Annotated in this window: 14 protein-coding genes; 3 read left to right on the forward strand and 11 right to left on the reverse strand. The window is 73.5% G+C overall.

The window, feature by feature from the left end; translation table 11 throughout:
• Positions 1 to 76: 76 nt before the first annotated feature.
• The 7 genes from ACSU6Z_RS11440 to ACSU6Z_RS11470 form a co-directional block, all read right to left on the reverse strand.
• Complete coding sequence (locus ACSU6Z_RS11440; RefSeq protein WP_437044904.1) at positions 77 to 1,144, reverse strand: transglycosylase family protein; 1,068 nt, start codon at positions 1,142 to 1,144, stop codon at positions 77 to 79.
• 181 nt (positions 1,145 to 1,325) lie between these two features.
• Positions 1,326 to 2,642: a cytochrome P450 family protein gene (locus tag ACSU6Z_RS11445; RefSeq protein ID WP_437044906.1), complete on the reverse strand. Its 1,317-nt coding sequence runs from the start codon at positions 2,640 to 2,642 to the stop codon at positions 1,326 to 1,328.
• A 55-nt stretch (positions 2,643 to 2,697) separates the two neighbouring features.
• On the reverse strand, positions 2,698 to 3,681 hold the full coding sequence (locus tag ACSU6Z_RS11450) for a nucleoside triphosphate pyrophosphohydrolase (protein WP_437044908.1): 984 nt from the start codon (positions 3,679 to 3,681) through the stop codon (positions 2,698 to 2,700).
• Between the two features lie 157 nt (positions 3,682 to 3,838).
• The gene (locus ACSU6Z_RS11455) at positions 3,839 to 4,483 is read right to left on the reverse strand and encodes a SurA N-terminal domain-containing protein (protein ID WP_437044910.1); all 645 of its coding nucleotides are present in this window, start codon (positions 4,481 to 4,483) and stop codon (positions 3,839 to 3,841) included.
• Positions 4,484 to 4,636: 153 nt separating this feature from the next.
• Positions 4,637 to 6,154 (reverse strand): protein kinase domain-containing protein, encoded by a 1,518-nt coding sequence (locus tag ACSU6Z_RS11460; protein ID WP_437050266.1) that lies wholly within the window; start codon positions 6,152 to 6,154, stop codon positions 4,637 to 4,639.
• A gap of 17 nt (positions 6,155 to 6,171) precedes the next feature.
• Entirely contained in the window at positions 6,172 to 6,843 is a 672-nt protein-coding gene (locus ACSU6Z_RS11465) for a hypothetical protein (protein ID WP_437044912.1), read from the reverse strand.
• Positions 6,844 to 7,081: 238 nt separating this feature from the next.
• Positions 7,082 to 9,208, reverse strand: a complete 2,127-nt coding sequence (locus tag ACSU6Z_RS11470) for an N-6 DNA methylase (protein WP_437044914.1) — start codon at positions 9,206 to 9,208, stop codon at positions 7,082 to 7,084.
• A gap of 243 nt (positions 9,209 to 9,451) precedes the next feature.
• Here ACSU6Z_RS11470 and ACSU6Z_RS11475 point away from each other — a divergent pair, with 243 nt between their 5' ends.
• Both ACSU6Z_RS11475 and ACSU6Z_RS11480 read left to right on the forward strand, forming a co-directional pair.
• On the forward strand, positions 9,452 to 10,153 hold the full coding sequence (locus ACSU6Z_RS11475) for a hypothetical protein (protein ID WP_437044916.1): 702 nt from the start codon (positions 9,452 to 9,454) through the stop codon (positions 10,151 to 10,153).
• 128 nt (positions 10,154 to 10,281) lie between these two features.
• Positions 10,282 to 11,064 carry a hypothetical protein gene (locus ACSU6Z_RS11480; RefSeq protein ID WP_437044918.1) on the forward strand — a complete coding sequence of 261 codons (783 nt, stop codon included), beginning with the start codon at positions 10,282 to 10,284 and terminating at the stop codon, positions 11,062 to 11,064.
• 38 nt (positions 11,065 to 11,102) lie between these two features.
• Here ACSU6Z_RS11480 and ACSU6Z_RS11485 read toward each other — a convergent pair whose 3' ends face one another.
• Positions 11,103 to 11,876 carry an HNH endonuclease family protein gene (locus ACSU6Z_RS11485; protein ID WP_437044920.1) on the reverse strand — a complete coding sequence of 258 codons (774 nt, stop codon included), beginning with the start codon at positions 11,874 to 11,876 and terminating at the stop codon, positions 11,103 to 11,105.
• Positions 11,877 to 12,212: 336 nt separating this feature from the next.
• On the opposite strand from ACSU6Z_RS11485, the gene ACSU6Z_RS11490 reads away from it, so the two are divergent.
• The gene (locus ACSU6Z_RS11490) at positions 12,213 to 12,395 is read left to right on the forward strand and encodes an antitoxin (RefSeq protein ID WP_437044922.1); all 183 of its coding nucleotides are present in this window, start codon (positions 12,213 to 12,215) and stop codon (positions 12,393 to 12,395) included.
• A gap of 137 nt (positions 12,396 to 12,532) precedes the next feature.
• On the opposite strand, the gene mfd is transcribed toward ACSU6Z_RS11490, so the two are convergent.
• The 3 genes from mfd to ACSU6Z_RS11505 all read right to left on the reverse strand — a co-directional run bounded on the left by mfd (position 12,533) and on the right by ACSU6Z_RS11505 (position 19,689).
• Positions 12,533 to 16,066 carry a transcription-repair coupling factor gene (gene mfd, locus ACSU6Z_RS11495; protein WP_437044924.1) on the reverse strand — a complete coding sequence of 1,178 codons (3,534 nt, stop codon included), beginning with the start codon at positions 16,064 to 16,066 and terminating at the stop codon, positions 12,533 to 12,535.
• Positions 16,067 to 16,339: 273 nt separating this feature from the next.
• A complete protein-coding gene (locus ACSU6Z_RS11500) occupies positions 16,340 to 18,904 on the reverse strand; it encodes an ABC transporter permease (protein ID WP_437044926.1) in 2,565 nt (854 codons plus the stop codon).
• Entirely contained in the window at positions 18,901 to 19,689 is a 789-nt protein-coding gene (locus ACSU6Z_RS11505) for an ABC transporter ATP-binding protein (RefSeq protein ID WP_437044928.1), read from the reverse strand. The genes ACSU6Z_RS11500 and ACSU6Z_RS11505 overlap by 4 nt, the downstream gene beginning before the upstream one ends.
• Positions 19,690 to 19,703 lie beyond the last annotated feature (14 nt).

Raw genomic sequence — 19,703 nt, forward strand, 5'->3', positions numbered from 1 at the left:
CGATCAGGGCTTCTGAGACCTATCTCTCACCACGTTTATAACGGACATTAATGGTGAAGAACGACGCTAACTCCCGCTACTTTTCGCCCGTTTCGTCACTGACCGCAAGCTTCTGGCCGGGGAGGATGTAATCCGGGTCGGCGCCGACCGTCTCCTTGTTCCCGGCGTACAGCCCCTGCCATCCGCCGCCGAGGTCAAGGGAGTCGGCGATGGCCCAGAGGCTGTCGCCGTGGCGGACGGTGTAGGAGCCGTCGACGACGTCGCGCGCCGCCCCCTCGCCGCGCGAGACGTGCCGGCCGGAGGAGGCGCCGTCGCGGCGGTCGGCCGGGACCTCGTCGGCACCGGCGCCGCGATGACGGCCGCCGCCGGAGGTGCCGGTGCCCGCCGGACCCGAAACGGCGTCCTCCCGGCCGGAGTTGCCGGATCCGCCGTGCCCGGGCGCGGCCGGGTTCCGGGAGTCGGACACGGATCCGGAGTCCGATCCGGAATCATCCGATGTGCCGGACTTCACCGATTCGTCCCGGTCGCCTGACGGGGCGTCAGGCACACCGGACGCGGATGAGGACGATCCGGACGTTCCGGTACTTTCGACAGCCTCCGGCGACGCGGACGGGGCGGACGAACCAGATGAACCAGACACATCCGGCGACTTCGACGGATCCACCGGCCCGGACGACTCCGGCGACCGGGGCGATTCGGGCGCCTTCGTGGCGCCCGACCCGGACGACGCCCCGTCCGCCGGACCGGTGCCGGTGGCGGCCGGCCCCGAGCCCTTGTTCAAGCCGGCGAGAAGACCGCAGGTCGGCCAGGCGGTGATGCCCTGGGCCGCGAGGACCTTCTCCGCGATTCTTATCTGCTGGGAACGACTGGCCTGGTCGGCACTGGACGCGTAGGCGAGCCCGCCGTACTTCTCCCAGTCGTCCTGGGTGAGTTGCAGACCGCCGTAGTAGCCGTTGCCGCTGTTCTCGCTCCAGGCACCGCCGGTCTCGCACTCGGCGACCCGGTCCCAGGCCGCGCCGTCGGCCGCACTGGCACCGGAGGCTCCGAGGAGGGGGATCGCGATGGCGGAGCCAGTCACTCCGGCGGCGACCACGAGTGCCGGAGCCTGGCGGGGGCGGCGGTGACGACCGTTCCCGGAAAGCATGCGGAAACCTTTCGCGAGACAACAAGGACCGCGCGACGGGTGGCGCACGGCGCCGCGCTGATCCGTGAACGTATAGCCATGCGATCACTTGTCACAAGTTCATGCCGCGCAGATCACACGAAGATCACAGAGGTGAATGCCTGTCACCTCCCGGTGAGGACGGTTCTGTTCCCGGGCGGGGTCATGGAGCCGGTGTGAACGCCACGGGCAGCGTGCGCAGGCCCCGCATGATGAGCCCGCCGCGCCAGCGCAGGTCGGCCGGATCGGCGGCCAGACGCAGGTCCGGCAGACGGGTGAGGAGCGTGGCGAGCGCGGTCTGGCCCTCCAGCCGGGCGAGCGGGGCGCCCAGGCAGTAGTGGATGCCGTGGCCGTACCCGAGGTGCTGGTTGTCCCGGCGGGCGAGGTCGAGGGTGTCCGGGTCCGCGAACCGCTCCGGATCCCGGTCGGCGGCGGCCAGCACGACGAGCACCGGGTCGCCGGGGGCGATGTCCTGCCCGCCGATGGTGAGCGGCCGGGTGGCGAAGCGCCAGGTGGCCAGCTCCACCGGCCCGTCGTAGCGCAGGAGTTCCTCGACACCGGTCTCCAGCAGGCCGCGCTTGCCGGCGGCGAGGGACCGCTGGAGGCGGGTGCGCTGTCCGGGATGGGTGAGCAGGGCGTACATGCCGTTGCCGATGAGGTTGACGGTGGTCTCGAAACCGGCGAACAGGAGGATGAACGCCATCGCCGCGGCCTCGTTCTCGGTGAGGTGCTCGCCGTGGTCGGAGGCCCGGATGAGACCGGAGATGAGGTCCTCGCCGGGGCCGGGCTCGGGCGGCAGCGCCTCGCGCTTGCGGTGGATGAGGTCGGCGAGATAGCCGCGCATCTTCTTCACCGAACGGGCGACCCCGCCCCGGGGGCCTCCCTGGTGGCGGATCATCATGCCCGCCCAGTCCCGGAAGTCGTCCTGGTCCTCACGGGGGACACCGAGCATGTCGCAGATGGCGTAGATGGGCAGCGGGAAGGCGAACTCGTGGATGAGGTCGGCCTCCCCCGCGGCCGCGAACCGGTCGATGAGTCCGTCGGCGAGCTCCTGCACGCGGGGCGCGAACTCGGCGACACGGCGGGGCGTGAACGCCTTGCTCACCAGACGGCGCAACCGGGTGTGGTCCGGCGGGTCGATGTTGAGCAGGTGCGTCATCAGCTCGGCCTTCCGCTCACCGGGAATGCCGGTCCTGCCCTTGGCGTGGGCGGGCTCGTCGTGGTGGGCCGGGTTCTTGGAAAGGCGGTCGTCGGCGAGCGCCTGCCGGGCGTCGGCGTAACGGGTGACCAGCCAGGCCTCGACCCCGCTGGGCAGCGTGGTCCGGCGCACGGGGGCGTGTTCGCGCAGCCAGGCGTAGGCGGGGTAGGGGTCGGCGGCGAACTCCCAGGTGAAGAGGGCGGGCTCCGACGCGGGGGGCGGGGCGGGGTGGGGAGGGGGCGGGGCGGAGGTGGTGCTGTCGGGCTTGGGCTGGTCGGTCACCCCTCGACGGTATCCGGGAGGGGATCTCCCCCCTCCCCTCCCCTCCCCACACGGCTCAGCCCTCGACGCCCTCGACCTCCCGGATGGCGTCGCGGTACGCCCGTGCGGCTGCTCTGAGTGCCGCTTCCGGGTCGACGCCCTGCGCCTCGGCGCGTACCGCCAGCGCGAGCAGTTCGTAGCCGATGCCCTCGGCGGGCGGGAGCGGCACGTCGAGCCCGGCCGTGCGCACCCGCGACGCCAGTTTCGCCGCGAGGGCCAGGCCGGGCTGGCCCAGGGGGACGCCCTCCGTGACGGAGGTGCGCTGCTTCTCGACCGCCTTGGTGCGCAGCCAGTGCTCCTTGACCTCTTCGGGGGTGGCCGCCGTGGCGTCCCCGAAGACGTGCGGATGGCGGTGGATCAGCTTGGCGACGATGCCGCCGGCCACGTCGTCGATGGAGAAGGGGGCGTCCGGGTCCTCCTCGGCGATCCGGGCGTGGAAGACGACCTGGAGCAGGACGTCGCCGAGTTCCTCGCGCAGTTCCTCGCGGTCGCCGTCCTCGATGGCCTCGACCAGCTCGTACGCCTCCTCGATGCCGTACTTCGCCAGCCCCTTGTGGGTCTGCCGCGAGGACCAGGGGCACTCGGCGCGGATGCGGTCCATGACCTGCACGAGGTCGAGCAGGCGGGCGCCCGGCAGGTCGTAGGAGGCGGGCAGCAGCTCCAGCTCCGGCATGCGCACGCGGCCGGAGCCGGCGAGCCGGGCCAGGCCGTCGGTGAGGGCCGGTTCGCCCTCGCCGGTGGCCACGACCACGACCGTGCGCCCGCCGGCGCAGGCGTCGACCAGTTCCCGGGCGGTCGAGGACGCCTCGTCGACGGCCACCCCCGCCTCGCGCAGGTACGGCAGCTGCGGGTGCGCCCCGTCCGCGCACAGCACGCGGTCGGCGGCGTGCAGGGCCTGCCAGGCGGGCCAGGACAGCAGGCCGGGCGCGACGCGGTGGCTGGTGGTGAGCAGGATGATGCGGCCGGGGCCGGAGGCGGTTTCGGGGCTGGTTCCGTTCACACCTCGAACGTAACGCACACCGCGGACGGGCCCGCGAGTTGTCCACAGGGCCGGGCCTCCGCCTCCGCGGGGTCCGCCGGGTCGTCCACGGGGTGCGGGGACGTCCGCGGGGCGCGGGGGGTGAACCGTCGTGCCGCGCCGGTCCCCGTGCGAATGCCTAGGCCGTCCGCTGCGTGCCCTGTGCCGTCACGTCGCGCAGCCACGGCGTCTTCGCGTCGACGCGGCTGTTCTTGTCCACGTCCCAGGAGCCGTAGCGCGGATTGAGGTCGATGTCGAGCTTCCTGGACGCCTCGGACAGGGCCTTCCAGAATTCGGGCCGGCCGGTGTCGGTGCCGAGTTTCTCGGCGAGTTTCTGGGCCTGGAGCTGGAGGCGGAGGTTCTCGTCGAGGCGCGCGGGCGGGATGTCGTACTGCTCCAGCCAGGCCCTCTCCAGCGCCTTAGCGCCGCCGACCTGCCGTTCCAGGCCGGTGCGCATCCGCTGGACCTCCTTGGGGGCGACGGTCACGCCCGCGTCCCGGGCGGCGCGGTGCAGCACCCGGTCCAAGACCATGTTCTGGAGGGTGGTGCGGGTGAGGGTGCCGGTCCCGGCGACGACCTGCGCGTACTGGGCGTCGTCCCGTACGGCCGCGCGCTGTGCGGCGCGCACCTCGTCGACCCGGTCCTCCAGCTGGGCGACGGTGATCCGCCGGCCGTCGACGACGGCCGCCGCGCCGGGGCGCGCGTCGTTTCCGCAGGCGGTCAGCAGAGGGGCCGCGGCGATCGCGGCGGTGAGGAGGAGCGCGGTGCGACGGCGGCGGTGCAAGGGGACCTCCCGGGGGGATTGTGCGGCGGTGCACAAGGTCTTGCGGTGATCGATGGTAGGCAGTGGGCAAGCTCTGGCCAACCCATTCGACCAACGATTCGCCGGGGCGCGCGGCACCGCCGCGTGGCGCCCGGGTGGTCGGGTGCCCGGGTGTCAGCCGCGCACCTGTCCCAGCCATTGGAGGGTGCGCCGGATCTCGACCGCGAGCGGGTGCCCGGGGCCGTGCAGGCGTTCGACGTCGTGGAGGAGCCGGGCCAGGGTGTCGTGGGCGGCGGCGCGGTCGCCGAGGGCGAGCAGGAGGTGGCCGATGCGGCGGCGGACGTCGTGGGCGAGGTCCGGGTCGCCGGCGGCGACGTACTGGTTCTCGTAGTACGGCAGCAGCGCCCGGTACTCGGCGAGTGCCGCCGCCGGTTCGCCGAGCTGCTCCAGGCACTGGGCGGCGTCGTGGCGGAAGCGCAGGGCCTGCGGGTCGGCCTGGCCGGCCTCGGCGGCGCGTTCGTCGGCGAGGCGGCGCAGTTCGGGCAGTGCGCGCCGGTACTGGCCGTCGTCCATGAGGGTGGCCGCGTACTGCTTGCGCAGGGTGCGGACGACGGGGGAGCGTTCGCCGTGCTGTTCGGCGGCGGTGGGCAGGATCGCGCCGAGGATGTCGACGGCCTGGGTGATGCGGCCCTCGCCGAGCAGGCGCTTGACCTCGTCGACGGCCCGGGCGACGTCCGGTTGCCCGGTCCTCCCGGCGGCCGGCGGGGCCGGGGCGGGCTGGGGGGCGGGGGTGCGGGCGCGGTCGGGCCAGGGGGCGTGCGGGCGCAGGAAGGGGCGGGTGGGGTCGAGAGGTGCTCCGGTGGGGGTACCGCGCGCGGGCAGGAGTGGTTCCAGGTGCTCGTACACCTCCTGCGCGGAGGCGGGGCGGTGCTGCGGGTCCTTGGCGAGCAGGCGCAGGACCAGCGTTTCGAGGGGCTCGGGTATCTCCGGGCGGATGCGGCGCACGGGCAGCGGCGGCTCGTACAGGTGCCGGTGGAGCACGCCGAGCGCGGTGGAGCCCGCGAACGGCACGTTGCCGCTGAGCAGTTCGTGCAGCAGGACGCCGAGCGCGTACAGGTCGGTGTACGGGCCGACCGCGCCGCCCATCGCCTGTTCGGGGGCCATGTAGGCGGGCGAGCCGATGGGCGTGCCGGTGTGGGTGAGGCGGGTGGTATCCGCGTCCATCACCGAGGCGACGCCGAGGTCGAGGACGGTGACCGTACCGTTCTGCCTCACCATCACGTTGCGGGGTTTGAGGTCCCGGTGGACGATCGGCACGGCGTGCACGGCGCTGAGCACGGCGCACAGCTGGGCCGCGACCGCGACCGCCCACGGCCACGGGTACGGGTCGTGTTCGGCGAGGTGGTCGGAGAGGTCGGCGCCGTCGACGTACTGCATGACGAGGAACAGCTCCTCGCCCTCGCTGCCCGCGTCGTGCACCGTGACCAGGCCGGGGTGGTCGACCTGCGCGGTCACCCGGCACTCGCGCACGAAGCGGCGGCGCAGTTCGTCCGCGTCCTGGCCGGCCACCCGGTCGGGGCGCAGCAGCTTCACCGCCACGCGCCGGTCGAGCCGCCGGTCGTACGCCGTCCAGACCTGTCCCATGCCGCCCTGGCCGATGAGCGTCGCCAGCTCGTACCGGCCGGCGACGATCCGTCCCGCCGCCACCGTCACCGTCCGCCCTCGTGGCCGCCGTCCTGCCGGCGCAGGTAGTCGCTGAGTTCGTCGAGTTCGGCACGCACCTGGTCGATGCGGGCCGGTGCGGGGCGCCGGGGCGGAGGGGCGGGGGGAGCGGGGGGAGTGGGGGCGGGGGACGGCGCGGCCGTGGGCGCGGGAGGCGCGGGCACGGGGGGTACGGGGGTGGGGGGCGCGGGCGCGGGGGGTGCGGAGGTGGGGACCGGGCCGACGGGCATGGGGGCCGGGGGCGCGGCGGAGTACGGGGCCGGCGGCTGCGGGTAGCCGTACCCCGGCGCGGGCCGCGACAGGTGGCCGCCGTAGCGGAGCTGGTGGAAGTGGCGCGTCTCCGCCGCGAGGTAGTAGGCGATCGAGGCCACCAGCGTGCCGAGCAGCAGGCCGAGGCCGGTCCAGCCGCCGGCGGTGTGGATCTCGTCGCCGGGCTCGCTGCCGAGCAGGACGATGCTGAGGACGTCGGCCGCCAGCACGGCCACGAACAGGCCCCAGTCGAGGGACCTGCGGGTCACGATCGACAGCCGCAGCAGCATCGTCCAGGTGAGGAAACCGAGGCTGAGGATCGCGAGGGTCACGAACAGCACGCGCAGGAGGACCAGCCACACCGTCGGGGGCGGCTGCTTCACCGGCTGCGTGTAGCCGTGGCCGTGCATGGCTGCTCCTGGTGCCTGGGGCGGGCGTACGGGCGCGGCCGGTGCTCGGACGGCACCGGCCGGTCGTGCGATGGTCGCTTCGAGCGTATAGGCCGACACGGACAACCGGTCCCGGGTTGTACCGAACCGTTGTCGTGCTGGTCACGTCGCCCGTCCGCGCCGGAACCGGCGGGCACCGGCCCGGGCGTCGCCGGGCGCGTCACCGCGGGAAGGCGCCGGCGGCGCGGTCCACGGACCGTCAGCCGGGCGCCACCGTACCGTCGGTCAGGCCGTCGTACATGCCCCGTACGAGCTGCTCCCCGAGGCGGCCCGCGAGCCTCAGCGCCCGCTCGAACTCGTCCAGCGCGCGGAACCGGGCGCCGTAGCGGCGCTGTTCGGCGAGCGGGAGGCGGGGCAGTTGCAGGCGGCGGGCGTCCAGGCGGGTGGCGGTGGAGGCGTAGCTGCTGGCCTGGCGGTTGTTGGCGCTGCCGCGCAGGAAACCGGCGAGGAACCAGGCGTCGAGGGCGGCGGGGTCGGGGCGCAGCAGGACGAGGTTGCGTCCCAGGGCGGCGCCGCTCGTCGCCTCGTCGATCACGCGCGCCACCGCGCCGCCGCCCAGCACCGGCAGGACGACGTCGCCGGGTTCGGTCAGCACCGGCTCCTCGTCGCTCTCGGGCAGCGTTCCGGAAGGACCGGTTCCGGCGAGGACGTCGTGGTCGGTGAGGACGGGCACGCGCGCGCGGCCGCCGTTCCCGCCGGTGCGCAGCACCAGCGCGCCGCCGCGGGCGAGTTCGCCGACGGTGGTGAGCGGCCAGCGGGGCGCGGACGGGACGGCGTCGACGGGCGGCGGGGTCAGATCCGCGGTCAGGCGCAGGGTCTCGCCCAGGCGCTCGCGCACGCCGGCGAGCTGCTCGGCGCCGTCGGCCGCCGCCGGGGGCGGCAGATGGCGGGCGGGGGCCAGGTCGACGTCGTCGTCGAGGAGGTCGATCACGGGCAGGGAGCGGGCGAGGCCCGGCCGTTCGCCGAGGCGGCCGGCGCGGTCGTAGGCCCGCCAGGCGTCGAGGACGGCGTCCCGCACGCCCTGCCAGTCCGGTCCGCCGCGCCCCTCGCCGGCGAACCGTCCGGCGTCGGCGAGCAGCACCTCCGGCTGCGCGGGGGCCCTGTCGGGCCGGCGCAGCACCCACAGGTGGAGGGGGATGTTGTACGGCGGTGCCGCGCCGGCCGGCAGGGCGACGACGGCGCGCAGCGCCCCCCGGCGCAGCAGGTCGGCGCGGATGCGGCGGCCGGAGCGGCGGGAGGCGGCGGCGGGAGGCATGAGCACGACGGCCGTGCCGCCGTCCCTCAGGCGGGCGAGCGCGTGCTGCACCCAGGCCAGCTCGGACTCGGTGCGGGCCGGGAAGCCGTACTCCCAGCGGGGGTCGTAGGCGAGTTCGTCGTGCCCCCAGTTGCGCTCGTTGAACGGCGGGTGGCACAGGACCGCGTCGGCGCGCAGGTGCGGGTGGGCGTCGGCGCGCAGGGTGTCGCCGGCGGCGGCGTGGACGGCGGCGCGGGAGTGCAGGGCGAGCCGGAGCGCGGTGAGCGCGGCGAGGTCGGGCGCGCTGTCCTGGGCGTAGAGCTCCTGGCGGTCCTGTCCGGGGCCGTGCGCGGGGGCGGTGCCGGAGGCCGCGGCGGCGCACAGCAGGGCGCCGGGGCCGCAGGCGGGGTCGAGGACGGTGCGGGCGGGTCCGGCGAGACCGGCCATGAGGTCGGCGAGACCGGCGGGGGTGAGCGTGTACTGGCGGGGGTTGGCGTCCAGGTGCCGCCCGAGCAGGAACTCGAACGTCTGCCGGGCTCCCAGCTCGGCGGCCAGCTCGGCGGCGCCGCGGAGGAGGGGGACGGAGGGGAGGAGTTCCGGGCCGGTGGGGACGTGGAGGGCGGATGGACCGTGAACGGCGGAATCCGATGCTCCGGGCTGCGGTCGGTTCACACCGGTGGTCCCGGTGCCCGCGCTCGCCCCGAAGCGGGGTGTGAACACCTGCTCCAGTGAGCCCGGCAGCATCGCCGCGAGCCGCTCGTCGGAGCCGGCGCTCACCTCCAGCCACACCGTGGGGCGCTCGTGGACCAGCAGCAGGGCGCACCCGGCGTGCGTGAGCGCGGTGACCGGTCCCGCGGGATGGCCCGCCACGTGCTGCCAGACGCGCTCCCGCAGCGGCACCTCGGCGAGCTTGCCGTGTCGGCGCAGCCACGCCTCCACGTCGGCCAGGGCGAAGGACGGGCTGGTCTCCGTGCCGCCGGCGGGCTTGGGGAAATCGGCGTGGCGGCGGCGCCAGTTGCTCACCGCCGCACGGCCGACCCCGGCGAGCCGTGCGATCCCCGCCGCGGTCACTTCCGTCGCGTTGTCCTGCATCCGGCCCACTCCCTCGTCCGCCCCGCGCCCGTCCGTCCGCGCCCATGCCCGTGCCGGTGCCCCGCTCCGAGCGCGCCGTGGCGTCGAGCATACCGGCGCATGGGCGAATCAGCCGTTCACATCGTGTACAAGCCGAGTCGCATTAACGTTGTTGACTCGATTCACAGGCTCTGCTCTTATTGACCCCGCCAACCAGCAACCGCCGATGGGCGGCGGTTGCCGCATCGGGGGAGGGACACAGCCATGGGCATGAAGGGCAGGATCGCGCTGGGCGCCGTCGTGGGGATCGCCGTCATCGGTACCGTGTCGGCGAACGCCGGCGACGGGGGGACCGACGGTTCGGCCGGCGGCAAGGGGACCTCGGCGTCCGGGCACCGGCACTCCGATGACCGGTCCGGCGGACGGTCCGGCGCCGAGAAGGGCGCGGGCCGGGCCGCCGGGCGGGAGGCCGCGTTCGAGGGGGACGGGGACTTCCGGGTCGGCACCGACATCGAGCCGGGCACCTACCGCACCACCGGCAACACCGACGGCACGTGCTACTGGGAGCGCGCCGAGGACGCCTCCGGCGAACTGGACTCCCTGCTGGCCAACGACAACGTCACCGGCACCGGTTACGTCACCGTCAAGCCCACCGACAAGCTCTTCGAGTCGAGCGGCTGCAACGACTGGGAGGCCGTCGACCCGCGGGCGCAGGGCTCACCCGCCGTGGAGATGGCCGGGGAGGGCGGCATGTTCCGGGTCGGCACCGACATCGCGCCCGGCACGTACGAGTCCGCGGGCAACACCGACGACTCCTGCTACTGGGAGCGCGCCAAGGACGCCGAGCACTCGATCGACTCGGTCATCGCGAACGACAACGCGTCCGGCACGGCGGTCGTCACGATCGGCTCCGCGGACCGGTACTTCAAGACGACCGGCTGCCAGGACTGGAAGAAGACCGGCTGACCCGGCCGGCCCGACACCCCCTCACCCCTCACCCCTCACCCTGCCCCTGCCCCTGCCCCTGCCCCGGCAGCCGTCCACCCCTCCACCCGTTCACCCGCCCCACCCGTTCACACGAAGAAGGACCCGTCATGCGCCGTACCGCACGCGCCACCCTCTGCGTCACCATCGCCGCGTCCGCCCTGGCACTCACCGCCTGCGGAGGCGGCCAGGACGAGAAGGGCGGCGCGCCGGCCACCTCGGCCGCGTCCGGCGCACCGGACCGGCAGGCGTTCCCCGGACTGAGCGGCCCGGAGATCGCCGGCCGGGCCGTCGAGGCCACCACCGGCGCCTCCTCGCTGCGCGTCAAGGGCGAGATCCCGGACGACGGGACCGGCGGCACCATCCGGCTCGACATGGCCCTGGACAAGAAGGGCGAGTGCGCCGGCACCCTGGGCCTGGACGGCGGCGGCCGGGCCGAGCTGATCCGGACCGGGAACGTGGTCTACCTCAAGTACGACGAGGCGTTCCTGCGCGCCCAGTCGGAGGGCGAGCCCAAGGCGGAGACCGACGCGGCGGTGGCGATGCTCGCGGGCAAGTGGACCAGGATGCGGGCCACGGGGCAGGACGCCGAGGACCTCGCGGGCTTCTGCGACCTGGACACGATGCTCGGCGGCGCGCACGACGTCAGCGCGGACTCCACCCGCGGCGGGACCACCACGGTCGACGGCACGCCCGCGGTCGTCCTGCACGAGAAGGACGGCAAGGACCGCTTCGACCTGTACGTCGCCACCGAGGGCAAGCCCTACCTGCTCCGGATCGACAGCCTGACCCCCGGGGACGGCGGTTCCCTCACCCTCGGCGACTACGACGAGCCGGTCCCGGCCACCAGGCCCACCGGAGAGGTCATCGACCTGGACGCGCTGAGCGGCTGAGGCACCCGCACCACTCGCCGGGACGTCCGCGCCGCCCGTCAGCCACCGCACTGGCGCAGCATCGCCTGCTTGTCCGGTGCGGTGACCGGCAGCTCGTACTTGACGGCGACCTGGGCGAACCGGACCGCGTAGGCGCACCTGATCCGCCGGTCGGGCGGCAGCCAGGAGGCGGGTCCCGAATCGCCCTTGGCCGAGTTGGCCCGCCCCTCGACCGGGATCAGGTTCAGCACGTCGTTGGCGAATCGCTCCCGCTTGCTCTCCGGCCAGCGGGAGGAACCCATCTGCCAGCTGTAGGACAGCGGCACCACGTGGTCTATCTGCACCTCGGAGGCCCGCTGCTTGCGCCACTCGATGGCCGTCCCGGTGTACGGGTCGTGCAGCGTCATGGCGATGACCACGCAGTCGGAGCCGGACCGGAAGCGGAGGTCCCGGCCGTCGCGGCGCAGGAGGTCGTTCCGGGTGTCGCACCCGTTCCTCGCCAGCGGCACCCCGTCGGCCGTGTCCATCCACGCGTAGCCGAACTCGTCCCTGTCGTAACCCGTCTTCGGGCCCCGTCCCTTCGTGGGCAGTCCGCCGATGATCTCGCGGGCCGCGGCCCTGTCCGCGGCCGCCGTCACGGGCGCGAGCCCCGGCTTCGTACCGTCCGGGTTCTCCAGGGGGCTGACGGCCCGCCCGTCCGCCGTGGCCGGCCCGGTCCCCGCCGGGGAGCCGTCCCCGCCCGGGCCCTCGCACCCCGGAACGAGGAGCGCGGCGGCCACCAGTGCCGCCGCCGCGCGGGGAAAGCACACGCTCCCGGTACTCCTGCGCCTCATGTCCCTCTCCGCGAGCACAACGCATCACTCCCCCGCACGAGCTGCGCGAACACCCGGATCGGCCGGCGAAGCGCAGAGATGACACGAGTGTCGCACCGGGCCGTCGGCGCGTCGACCGCGAACCCGCTGTGCCTGATGTGCCTGATGCGCCCGCTGTGCCCACCGAGCCCCCGTCCGCCGGCCCGCGGAGCCCGCCGCGCCCCGGGCGTTTGCCGGGCCCGGTACGCCCGTCGCCGCGGTAGCGGCCGAGAGGTCCAGACCATTGCGGACAAAACCTCCGATTCCCTACCGTCCGGCGTATCGTCGGTGGTGGACCACCTCCGGAAGGAGTCGCGCATGGGCATCTTCGACAAGCTGAAGAACAGGGTGTCGCCGGCCAAGTCCAAGGGCATGTCCGACGCTGCGGAGAAGCAGGCCAACGACAGGACCGGCCACAAGTACGAGGACCAGGTCGACACCGCTCAGCAGAAGATCGAGGGACGGTACGACGTGGGTCGCGACCGGCCCGACCGGCCGTAGGGCTCCAGCCCCGCACGGGGCGCGAAGCGGCCCGCACGGAAAACCGTGCGGGCCGCTTCGCGCCCTGCGCCCCCGGAGGGTCCTCCCGGAGGACCTCCGAGGCGCGCCTCCCCCGGGAACCCCTTTCGGAAGCCCCCTCAGGAGTCCAGCACCGACGTCAGGAACTCCCCGGCCCACGCCAGCAGCTCCCGCCCGACCAGTGGCCTGCCGCCCACCTTGGCGGTCTTCGGGCGCGGCACGAGGACCTGGTGCGCCGTCGGCTTGAGGATGCTGCCCGGGTACAGCCGCTTGAGCCGCAGCTCCTGCGACTCGCGCAACTCCACCGGCGCGAAGCGGATGTTGTTCCCCTGGAGCATGATCTCGCCGACGCCGCAGGCCCGCGCGAGCATCCGCAGGCCCGCCACCAGCAGCAGGTTCTCCACCGGCTCCGGCAACTTGCCGTAGCGGTCGACGAGTTCCTCCCGTACGGCCTTGATGTCCTCCTCGGTGCTGGCGGAGGCGATGGAGCGGTACGCCTGGAGGCGCAGCCGCTCGCCGGGGGCGTAGTCGTGCGGGACGTGCGCGTCGACGGGCAGCTCGATCCGCACCTCGAGCGGCGCCTCCTCCTCGGCTTCGCCCGTCTCCAGCTGCCGCCGGTAGTCCGCGACCGCCTCGCCGACCATCCGCACGTACAGGTCGAAGCCGACCCCGGCGATGTGGCCGGACTGCTCGCCGCCGAGCAGGTTGCCCGCGCCGCGGATCTCCAGGTCCTTCATCGCCACGTACATGCCCGCGCCCATCTCGGTGTGCTGGGCGATGGTGGCGAGCCGCTCGTGGGCGGTCTCGGTCAGCGGCTTCTCCGGCGGGTAGAGGAAGTAGGCGTAGCCGCGCTCGCGGCCACGGCCGACCCGGCCGCGCAACTGGTGGAGCTGGGACAGGCCGAAGGTGTCGCCGCGCTCGACGATCAGGGTGTTGGCGTTGGAGATGTCGATGCCGGACTCGACGATGGTCGTGGAGACCAGCACGTCGAACTTCTTCTCCCAGAAGTCGACCACGACCTGCTCCAGGGCCTGTTCCGACATCTGGCCGTGGGCGGTGGCGATCCGGGCCTCGGGGACGATCTGGCGCAGCTTGGCCGCCGCGCGGTCGATGGACTCGACGCGGTTGTGGATGTAGAAGACCTGGCCCTCGCGCAGCAGCTCGCGGCGGATGGCCGCGCCGATCTGCTTCTCCTCGTACGGCCCGACGAAGGTCAGCACCGGGTGGCGCTCCTCCGGCGGGGTGGTGATCGTCGACATCTCGCGGATGCCGGTGACCGCCATCTCCAGGGTGCGGGGGATCGGGGTGGCGGACATGGTCAGCACGTCCACGTTGGCCCGCAACTTCTTCAGCTGCTCCTTGTGCTCGACACCGAAGCGCTGCTCCTCGTCGACGATGACCAGGCCCAGGTCCTTGAACTTGGTCTCGGAGGAGAACAGCCGGTGGGTGCCGATGACGACGTCCACCGAGCCGTCGCGCAGGCCCTCCAGGACCGCCTTGGCCTCGGTGTCGGTCTGGAAGCGGGACAGCGCCTTCACGTTCACCGGGAACTGGGCGTAGCGCTCGGAGAACGTCCCGTAGTGCTGCTGCACCAGCAGCGTGGTGGGCACCAGCACGGCCACCTGCTTGCCGTCCTGGACGGCCTTGAAGGCGGCCCGCACCGCGATCTCGGTCTTGCCGTAGCCGACGTCGCCGCAGATCAGGCGGTCCATCGGGACCGTCTTCTCCATGTCCTCCTTGACCTCGGCGATGGTGGTGAGCTGGTCGGGCGTCTCCGTGTAGGGGAAGGCGTCCTCCAGCTCGCGCTGCCAGGGCGTGTCGGGCGCGAAGGCGTGGCCGGGGGCGGCCATGCGGGCGCTGTACAGCTTGATCAGGTCGGCGGCGATCTCCTTGACGGCCTTCTTCGCCCGCGCCTTGGTCTTGGTCCAGTCGGCGCCGCCCAGGCGGTGCAGGGTGGGCGCCTCGCCACCGACGTACTTGGTGATCTGCTCCAGCTGGTCGGTGGGGATGTACAGGCGGTCGCCGGGCTGGCCGCGCTTGGCGGGGGCGTACTCCACGACCAGGTACTCGCGGGTGGCGCCCTGCACGGTGCGCTGCACCATCTCGATGTAGCGGCCCACGCCGTGCTGCTCGTGGACGATGTAGTCACCGGCCTCCAGCGTGAGCGGGTCGATGGTCTTGCGGCGCCGGGCGGGCATGCGGGCGCCGTCGCGGCCGGCGGCCTTCTGGCCGGTCAGGTCCGTCTCGGTCAGCACGGCCAGCTTCAGCGCCGGATCGACGAAGCCGTGGTCGATGCAGCCGCACGACACGTGCACGACGGAGGGGGCGATCTCGCCGAGGTCGGTGTCCAGGCGGGCCGCGATGCCCTCGCCGCCGAGCACCTCGACCGTGCGGGCGGCCGGTCCGTGGCCCTCGGTGACGAACACGGTGCGCCAGCCGTCGGCGAGCCAGCCCTTGGTGTCGGCGAGCGCCTTGGCGGTGTCGCCGCGGTAGGCCTCGGGGGCGTGCATGCCCAGGGTGAGGGTGTCGGTGCCCAGTTCCTCGTCGGCGGCGAACGGCGACACCGACCACCACATCATGCCCAGCTCGCGGGCCCGCTCCCGCACGTCCGCGATCGACCACAGGGAGGCCGCGCCGACGTCGATCGGCGCCTCCCCGCCGCCCGCGGTGGCCGCCCAGGACGCCTGGAGGAACTCCTGGCTGGTCGCCACCAGGTCGGCGGCCCGCGTGCGCACCCGCTCCGGGTCGCACACGACGGCCATGGCGCCCTCGGGCAGCACGTCGAGCAGCAGCTCCATGTCGTCGACCAGGACCGGGGCGAGGGACTCCATGCCCTCCACCGCGATCCCCTCGGCGATCTTGCCGAGCAGTTCGCCCAGCTCCGGGTGGTCCTCGGCCAGGGCCCGTGCCCGCGCCCGCACCTCGTCGGTGAGCAGCAGCTCCCGGCAGGGCGGGGCCCACAGCCCGTGCTCGGCGACCTCCAGGGAGCGCTGGTCGGCGACCTTGAAGTAGCGGATCTCCTCGACGTCGTCGCCCCAGAACTCGACGCGCAGGGGGTGTTCCTCGGTGGGCGGGAACACGTCGAGGATGCCGCCGCGCACGGCGAACTCGCCGCGCTTCTCCACCAGCTCCACGCGCGCGTACGCGGCTGCGGCCAGCGCCTCGACGACGGTGCCCAGGTCGGCGCTCTGCCCGGTGCGCAGCGCCACCGGTTCCAGGTCGCCGAGCCCCTTGACCTGCGGCTGGAGCACGGACCGCACGGGGGCGACGACGACGGAGACCGGGCCGGTCTCGGGGTCGTCGGGGCGGGGGTGGGCGAGGCGGCGCAGTACGGCCAGGCGGCGGCCGACGGTGTCGCTGCGGGGGCTGAGCCGCTCGTGCGGGAGGGTCTCCCAGGACGGGTACTCCACCACGCCCTCGGGCGGCAGCAGCGAGCGCAGGGCGGCGGCGAGGTCCTCCGCCTCCCTCCCCGTCGCCGTCACGGCGAGTACGGGCCGGCCCGTCTCGCGGGCGAGCGCCGCGACCGTGAAGGGGCGGGCGGCCGGGGGGCCGACGAGGTCGACGTGCGGGCGGTTGCCGTCGGCGGCCGCCTTGATCGCTTCCGCGAGGGCGGCGTCCTTGACGACGGCGTCGAGCAGACCGTGCAGGCTCATGGGGGGTGCTTTCCGTCCGGGGGTGGACAACACGACGGGCCCGACGCGCGCCGCGGGCCGGGGTGTCCAGCCTACGACTCCGCACCGGCGGGCGCCGGTGCCTGTGGACGGCGCCCGCCCCCGGCGCCCACCCCGGTACACGCCTTCCGGCACCGCCCCCCGGCACACGGCGGACCGGTGCCCGGAAGCCCCCCATGGCTCCCGGGCACCGGCTCCTCCTGCCCGCGGCGGCTGCCGCGGCACCGGGCGCGACCGCTGCGCCGCCGGGCGCCGCTACTCCGTGGCGATCGCGTTCAGCACGTTCATCCGGCCGGCCCGGAACGCCGGGACCAGCGCCGCGAACAGGCCCACGAACGCCGACCCGAGGAACACCCCGACGATCGTCGGCCAGGGGATGTCGAGGACGTTCAGGCCCTCCAGCGCGAGCAGCCGCTGCGCGGTGGTGCCCCAGCCCATGCCCAGTCCCAGGCCCAGCAGGGCGCCGAAGAGGGCGATGACCACGGACTCCAGGCGGATCATGCGGCGCAGCTGGCGGCGGGAGAGGCCGATCGCCCGCATCAGGCCGATCTCCCGGGTCCGCTCGACCACCGACAGGGCCAGGGTGTTCACCACGCCCAGGACCGCGACGACGATCGCCAGGGCGAGCAGGCCGTAGACCATGTTCAGCAACTGGCCGACCTGGTCCTTCAGCTCCTGCTTGTAGTCGGTCTGGTCCCGGACCTGGTACTGCGGGTACGGGGCGAGCGCCTTCTTCAGCGCCGCGTACGCCTGTTCCTCCTGGCCGTCCTTCGCCGCGGCGAACATGATCGTGTTCGGCGGGACCCTGTCGGCCGGGAGGTACTTCCGCATCGTCGTGATGCCGATGTAGCGGGCGCCCTGGTCGATGGCGGTGTCGTCGTCGGTGATGGCGGCGACCTTCAGCCTCGCCGTCCTGCCGCCCTCGAAGGCGACGGTGACGGTGTCGCCGACGCGCACGCCGTGCCGGTCGGCGTAGTCCGAGCCGACCGACATGGCGTCCGTGCGGTAGGCGGCCGACAAGGTGCCGGCCGTCGTCGGGCGGCGCAGGTCCTGGGCGTAGGTCGGGTCGGCGGCCGTGACACCGGTGTCGTCCTTCGCGCCGTCGGGGGAGATCAGCGTGGCGTCGAGCGTCTTGTAGCGGGTGACGTGCGCCAGGCCGGGCGTGTTCCTCACCGCCTGCTCGGCCTGCGGCACGATCCGCTGGTTGCCCTGGACGATGAAGTCCGCGCCGACCGACTTGTCCAGCTCGCCGGTGGCCGAGGCGACCATGGAGGAGCCGACCACCGACAGGCAGGCCACCAGCGCCAGGCCGATCATCAGGGCCGCGCCCGTGGCGCCGGTGCGGCGCGGGTTGCGCAGGGCGTTGCGTTCGGCCATGCGGCCCACCGGCCCGAAGGCCCGCAGCAGCACCGCGCCGATCGCCCGTACGACCCCGCCCGCCAGCAGCGGCCCGACGACGACGAAGCCGATCAGGGACAGCACCACGCCCGCGCCCAGCATCAGCGCGCCGTCACCGGCCTCGTCGGCCGTGCCCGCCGCGTACAGGGCCGCGCCGCCCGCCGCGGTGAGGACCAGGCCGATCGCGGCGCGCGGCCACCCGGCCCTGCCGTCGGCCGGGGTCCCGGCGTCGCGCAGCGCGGCCATCGGGGAGACCTTCCCGGCCCGGCGGGCCGGCAGCCAGGCGGCCAGGACGGTGACCACGACGCCCAGGGCCACGCCGGCCACCGGGGTGGTCGCCTTGACGGTCAGGTCGTCGGTGGACAGGTTCATGCCCACCGACGACATCACCTTCATCAGGCCGACGGCGATGCCGACCCCGGCCGCGACGCCGAGGACCGAGCCGACGACGCCGAGGAACAGCGCCTCGACCAGTACCGAGCGGTTGACCTGGCGGCGGGAGGAGCCGATCGCCCGCATCAGGCCGATCTCGCGGGTGCGCTGGGCGACCAGCATCGAGAAGGTGTTGACGATCAGGAAGACGCCGACCAGGAACGCGATGCCGGCGAAGCCGAGCATGGCGTACTTGATGACGTCCATGAACTCGCCGACGTCCTTGCGGTTCTCGTCGGCGGCCTCCTGGGCCGTCCGGATCTCGTACGTGCCGTCCAGGGCCCGCGCGACGTTCCGCTTGAGCTGCGCGTCGGAGACACCGGCCGCCGCGGTGATGTTGAGCTGTGTGAACCGGCCGGTGCCGCCGAGCAGTTCGCGCTGGGCGGTGGCCGTGTCGAGGAAGACGACGGCGGCACCGGGGTTGGTCACCGTGAAGGCGGCGACACCGACGATCCGCGCCCTGATGTCACCGGTCTGCGCGATGGTGCGCAGCTCGTCGCCGAGGTTCAGGCCGTGCTTGTCGGCGGTGTCGGCGTCGATCATCACCTCGGTCGGGCCGCGCGGGGCGTGCCCGGAGGTGATCTCCATCGACCTCAGGTCGTTCCTCGTCCAGTTGCCGGCGAGGGTGGGGGCGCCGCCGGTCGCGCCCACGTTGTCGTTGTCGCCGTCGACGACGGTCACGTTCGACGAGGCGACCGCGCCCTCGGCCGACTCGACGCCCTCGGCGGAGCGGACCCGCTCCAGCAGGGACGCGGGCAGGGACCGCGGCACGCCGTTCTGCGACGCCTCCTGGCTCTTGGCGTCCTTCGGGGCGACCGTCACATCGGGGGAGCTGACCGCGAAGAGCTTGTCGAACGTCGTGTTCATGGTGTCCGTGAACACCAGCGTGCCGCACACGAACGCCACCGACAGCAGCACCGCCACCGCCGACAGCGCCATCCGGCCCTTGTGCGCGAGGAAGTTGCGCAGCGAGGTCTTCAGCACGGTCATGACGTACGCCCCCGGGCGTCGAAGTCCTTCATGCGGTCCAGGACCTGCTCGGCGGTGGGCTGGTGCATCTCGTCGACGATGCGGCCGTCGGCGAGGTACAGCACCCGGTCCGCGTAGGAGGCGGCCACCGGGTCGTGCGTCACCATCACGACGGTCTGGCCCAGTTCGTCCACCGACCGCCGCAGGAAGTCCAGCACCTCCGCGCCGGCGCGGGAGTCGAGGTTGCCGGTCGGCTCGTCACCGAAGACGATCTCGGGCCGGGCGGCGAGCGCCCGTGCCACCGCGACGCGCTGCTGCTGGCCGCCGGAGAGCTGCGCCGGCCGGTGCTTGAGCCGACCGGCCAGCCCCACGGTGTCCACCACCCGCGCCAGCCACTCCTCGTCCGGCTTGCGGCCCGCCATGTCCATGGGCAGCGTGATGTTCTCGATCGCGTTCAGCGTCGGCAGCAGGTTGAACGCCTGGAAGACGAAGCCGATGCGGTCCCGGCGCAGCCGGGTGAGCTTCTTGTCCTTCAGGCCGGTGATCTCGGTGTCGCCCAGGTGGATCCGCCCGGACGTGACGGTGTCGAGGCCCGCCAGGCAGTGCATCAGCGTGGACTTGCCGGAACCCGAGGGACCCATGATCGCGGTGAACCGCCCGCGGGCGATGTCCACGTCCACGTGGTCGAGGGCGACGACCCGGGTCTCCCCGGCCCCGTAGGCCTTCACGACCTGCCGCGCCCGCGCGGCGACGGCCGTATGCCCTCCGGTGATCCCGTGTCCGGGAATGGTAACGGCCGATGTCATGGCAAGTCTCCTAT

Origin of the sequence: Streptomyces sp. enrichment culture, from assembly GCF_964273145.1 — a bacterium.
Taxonomy (GTDB): Bacteria; Actinomycetota; Actinomycetes; order Streptomycetales; family Streptomycetaceae; genus Streptomyces.

What these genes read in the sequence shown, in the direction of transcription:
- mfd (WP_437044924.1), bottom strand. Translation starts at nt 16,066, where the DNA reads ATGAGCCTGCACGGTCTGCTCGACGCCGTCGTCAAGGACGCCGCCCTC.
- ACSU6Z_RS11470 (WP_437044914.1), bottom strand. Translation starts at nt 9,208, where the DNA reads ATGCAGGACAACGCGACGGAAGTGACCGCGGCGGGGATCGCACGGCTC.
- ACSU6Z_RS11475 (WP_437044916.1), top strand. Translation starts at nt 9,452, where the DNA reads ATGGGCATGAAGGGCAGGATCGCGCTGGGCGCCGTCGTGGGGATCGCC.
- ACSU6Z_RS11505 (WP_437044928.1), bottom strand. Translation starts at nt 19,689, where the DNA reads ATGACATCGGCCGTTACCATTCCCGGACACGGGATCACCGGAGGGCAT.
- ACSU6Z_RS11440 (WP_437044904.1), bottom strand. Translation starts at nt 1,144, where the DNA reads ATGCTTTCCGGGAACGGTCGTCACCGCCGCCCCCGCCAGGCTCCGGCA.
- ACSU6Z_RS11465 (WP_437044912.1), bottom strand. Translation starts at nt 6,843, where the DNA reads ATGCACGGCCACGGCTACACGCAGCCGGTGAAGCAGCCGCCCCCGACG.
- ACSU6Z_RS11500 (WP_437044926.1), bottom strand. Translation starts at nt 18,904, where the DNA reads ATGACCGTGCTGAAGACCTCGCTGCGCAACTTCCTCGCGCACAAGGGC.
- ACSU6Z_RS11480 (WP_437044918.1), top strand. Translation starts at nt 10,282, where the DNA reads ATGCGCCGTACCGCACGCGCCACCCTCTGCGTCACCATCGCCGCGTCC.
- ACSU6Z_RS11490 (WP_437044922.1), top strand. Translation starts at nt 12,213, where the DNA reads ATGGGCATCTTCGACAAGCTGAAGAACAGGGTGTCGCCGGCCAAGTCC.
- ACSU6Z_RS11485 (WP_437044920.1), bottom strand. Translation starts at nt 11,876, where the DNA reads ATGAGGCGCAGGAGTACCGGGAGCGTGTGCTTTCCCCGCGCGGCGGCG.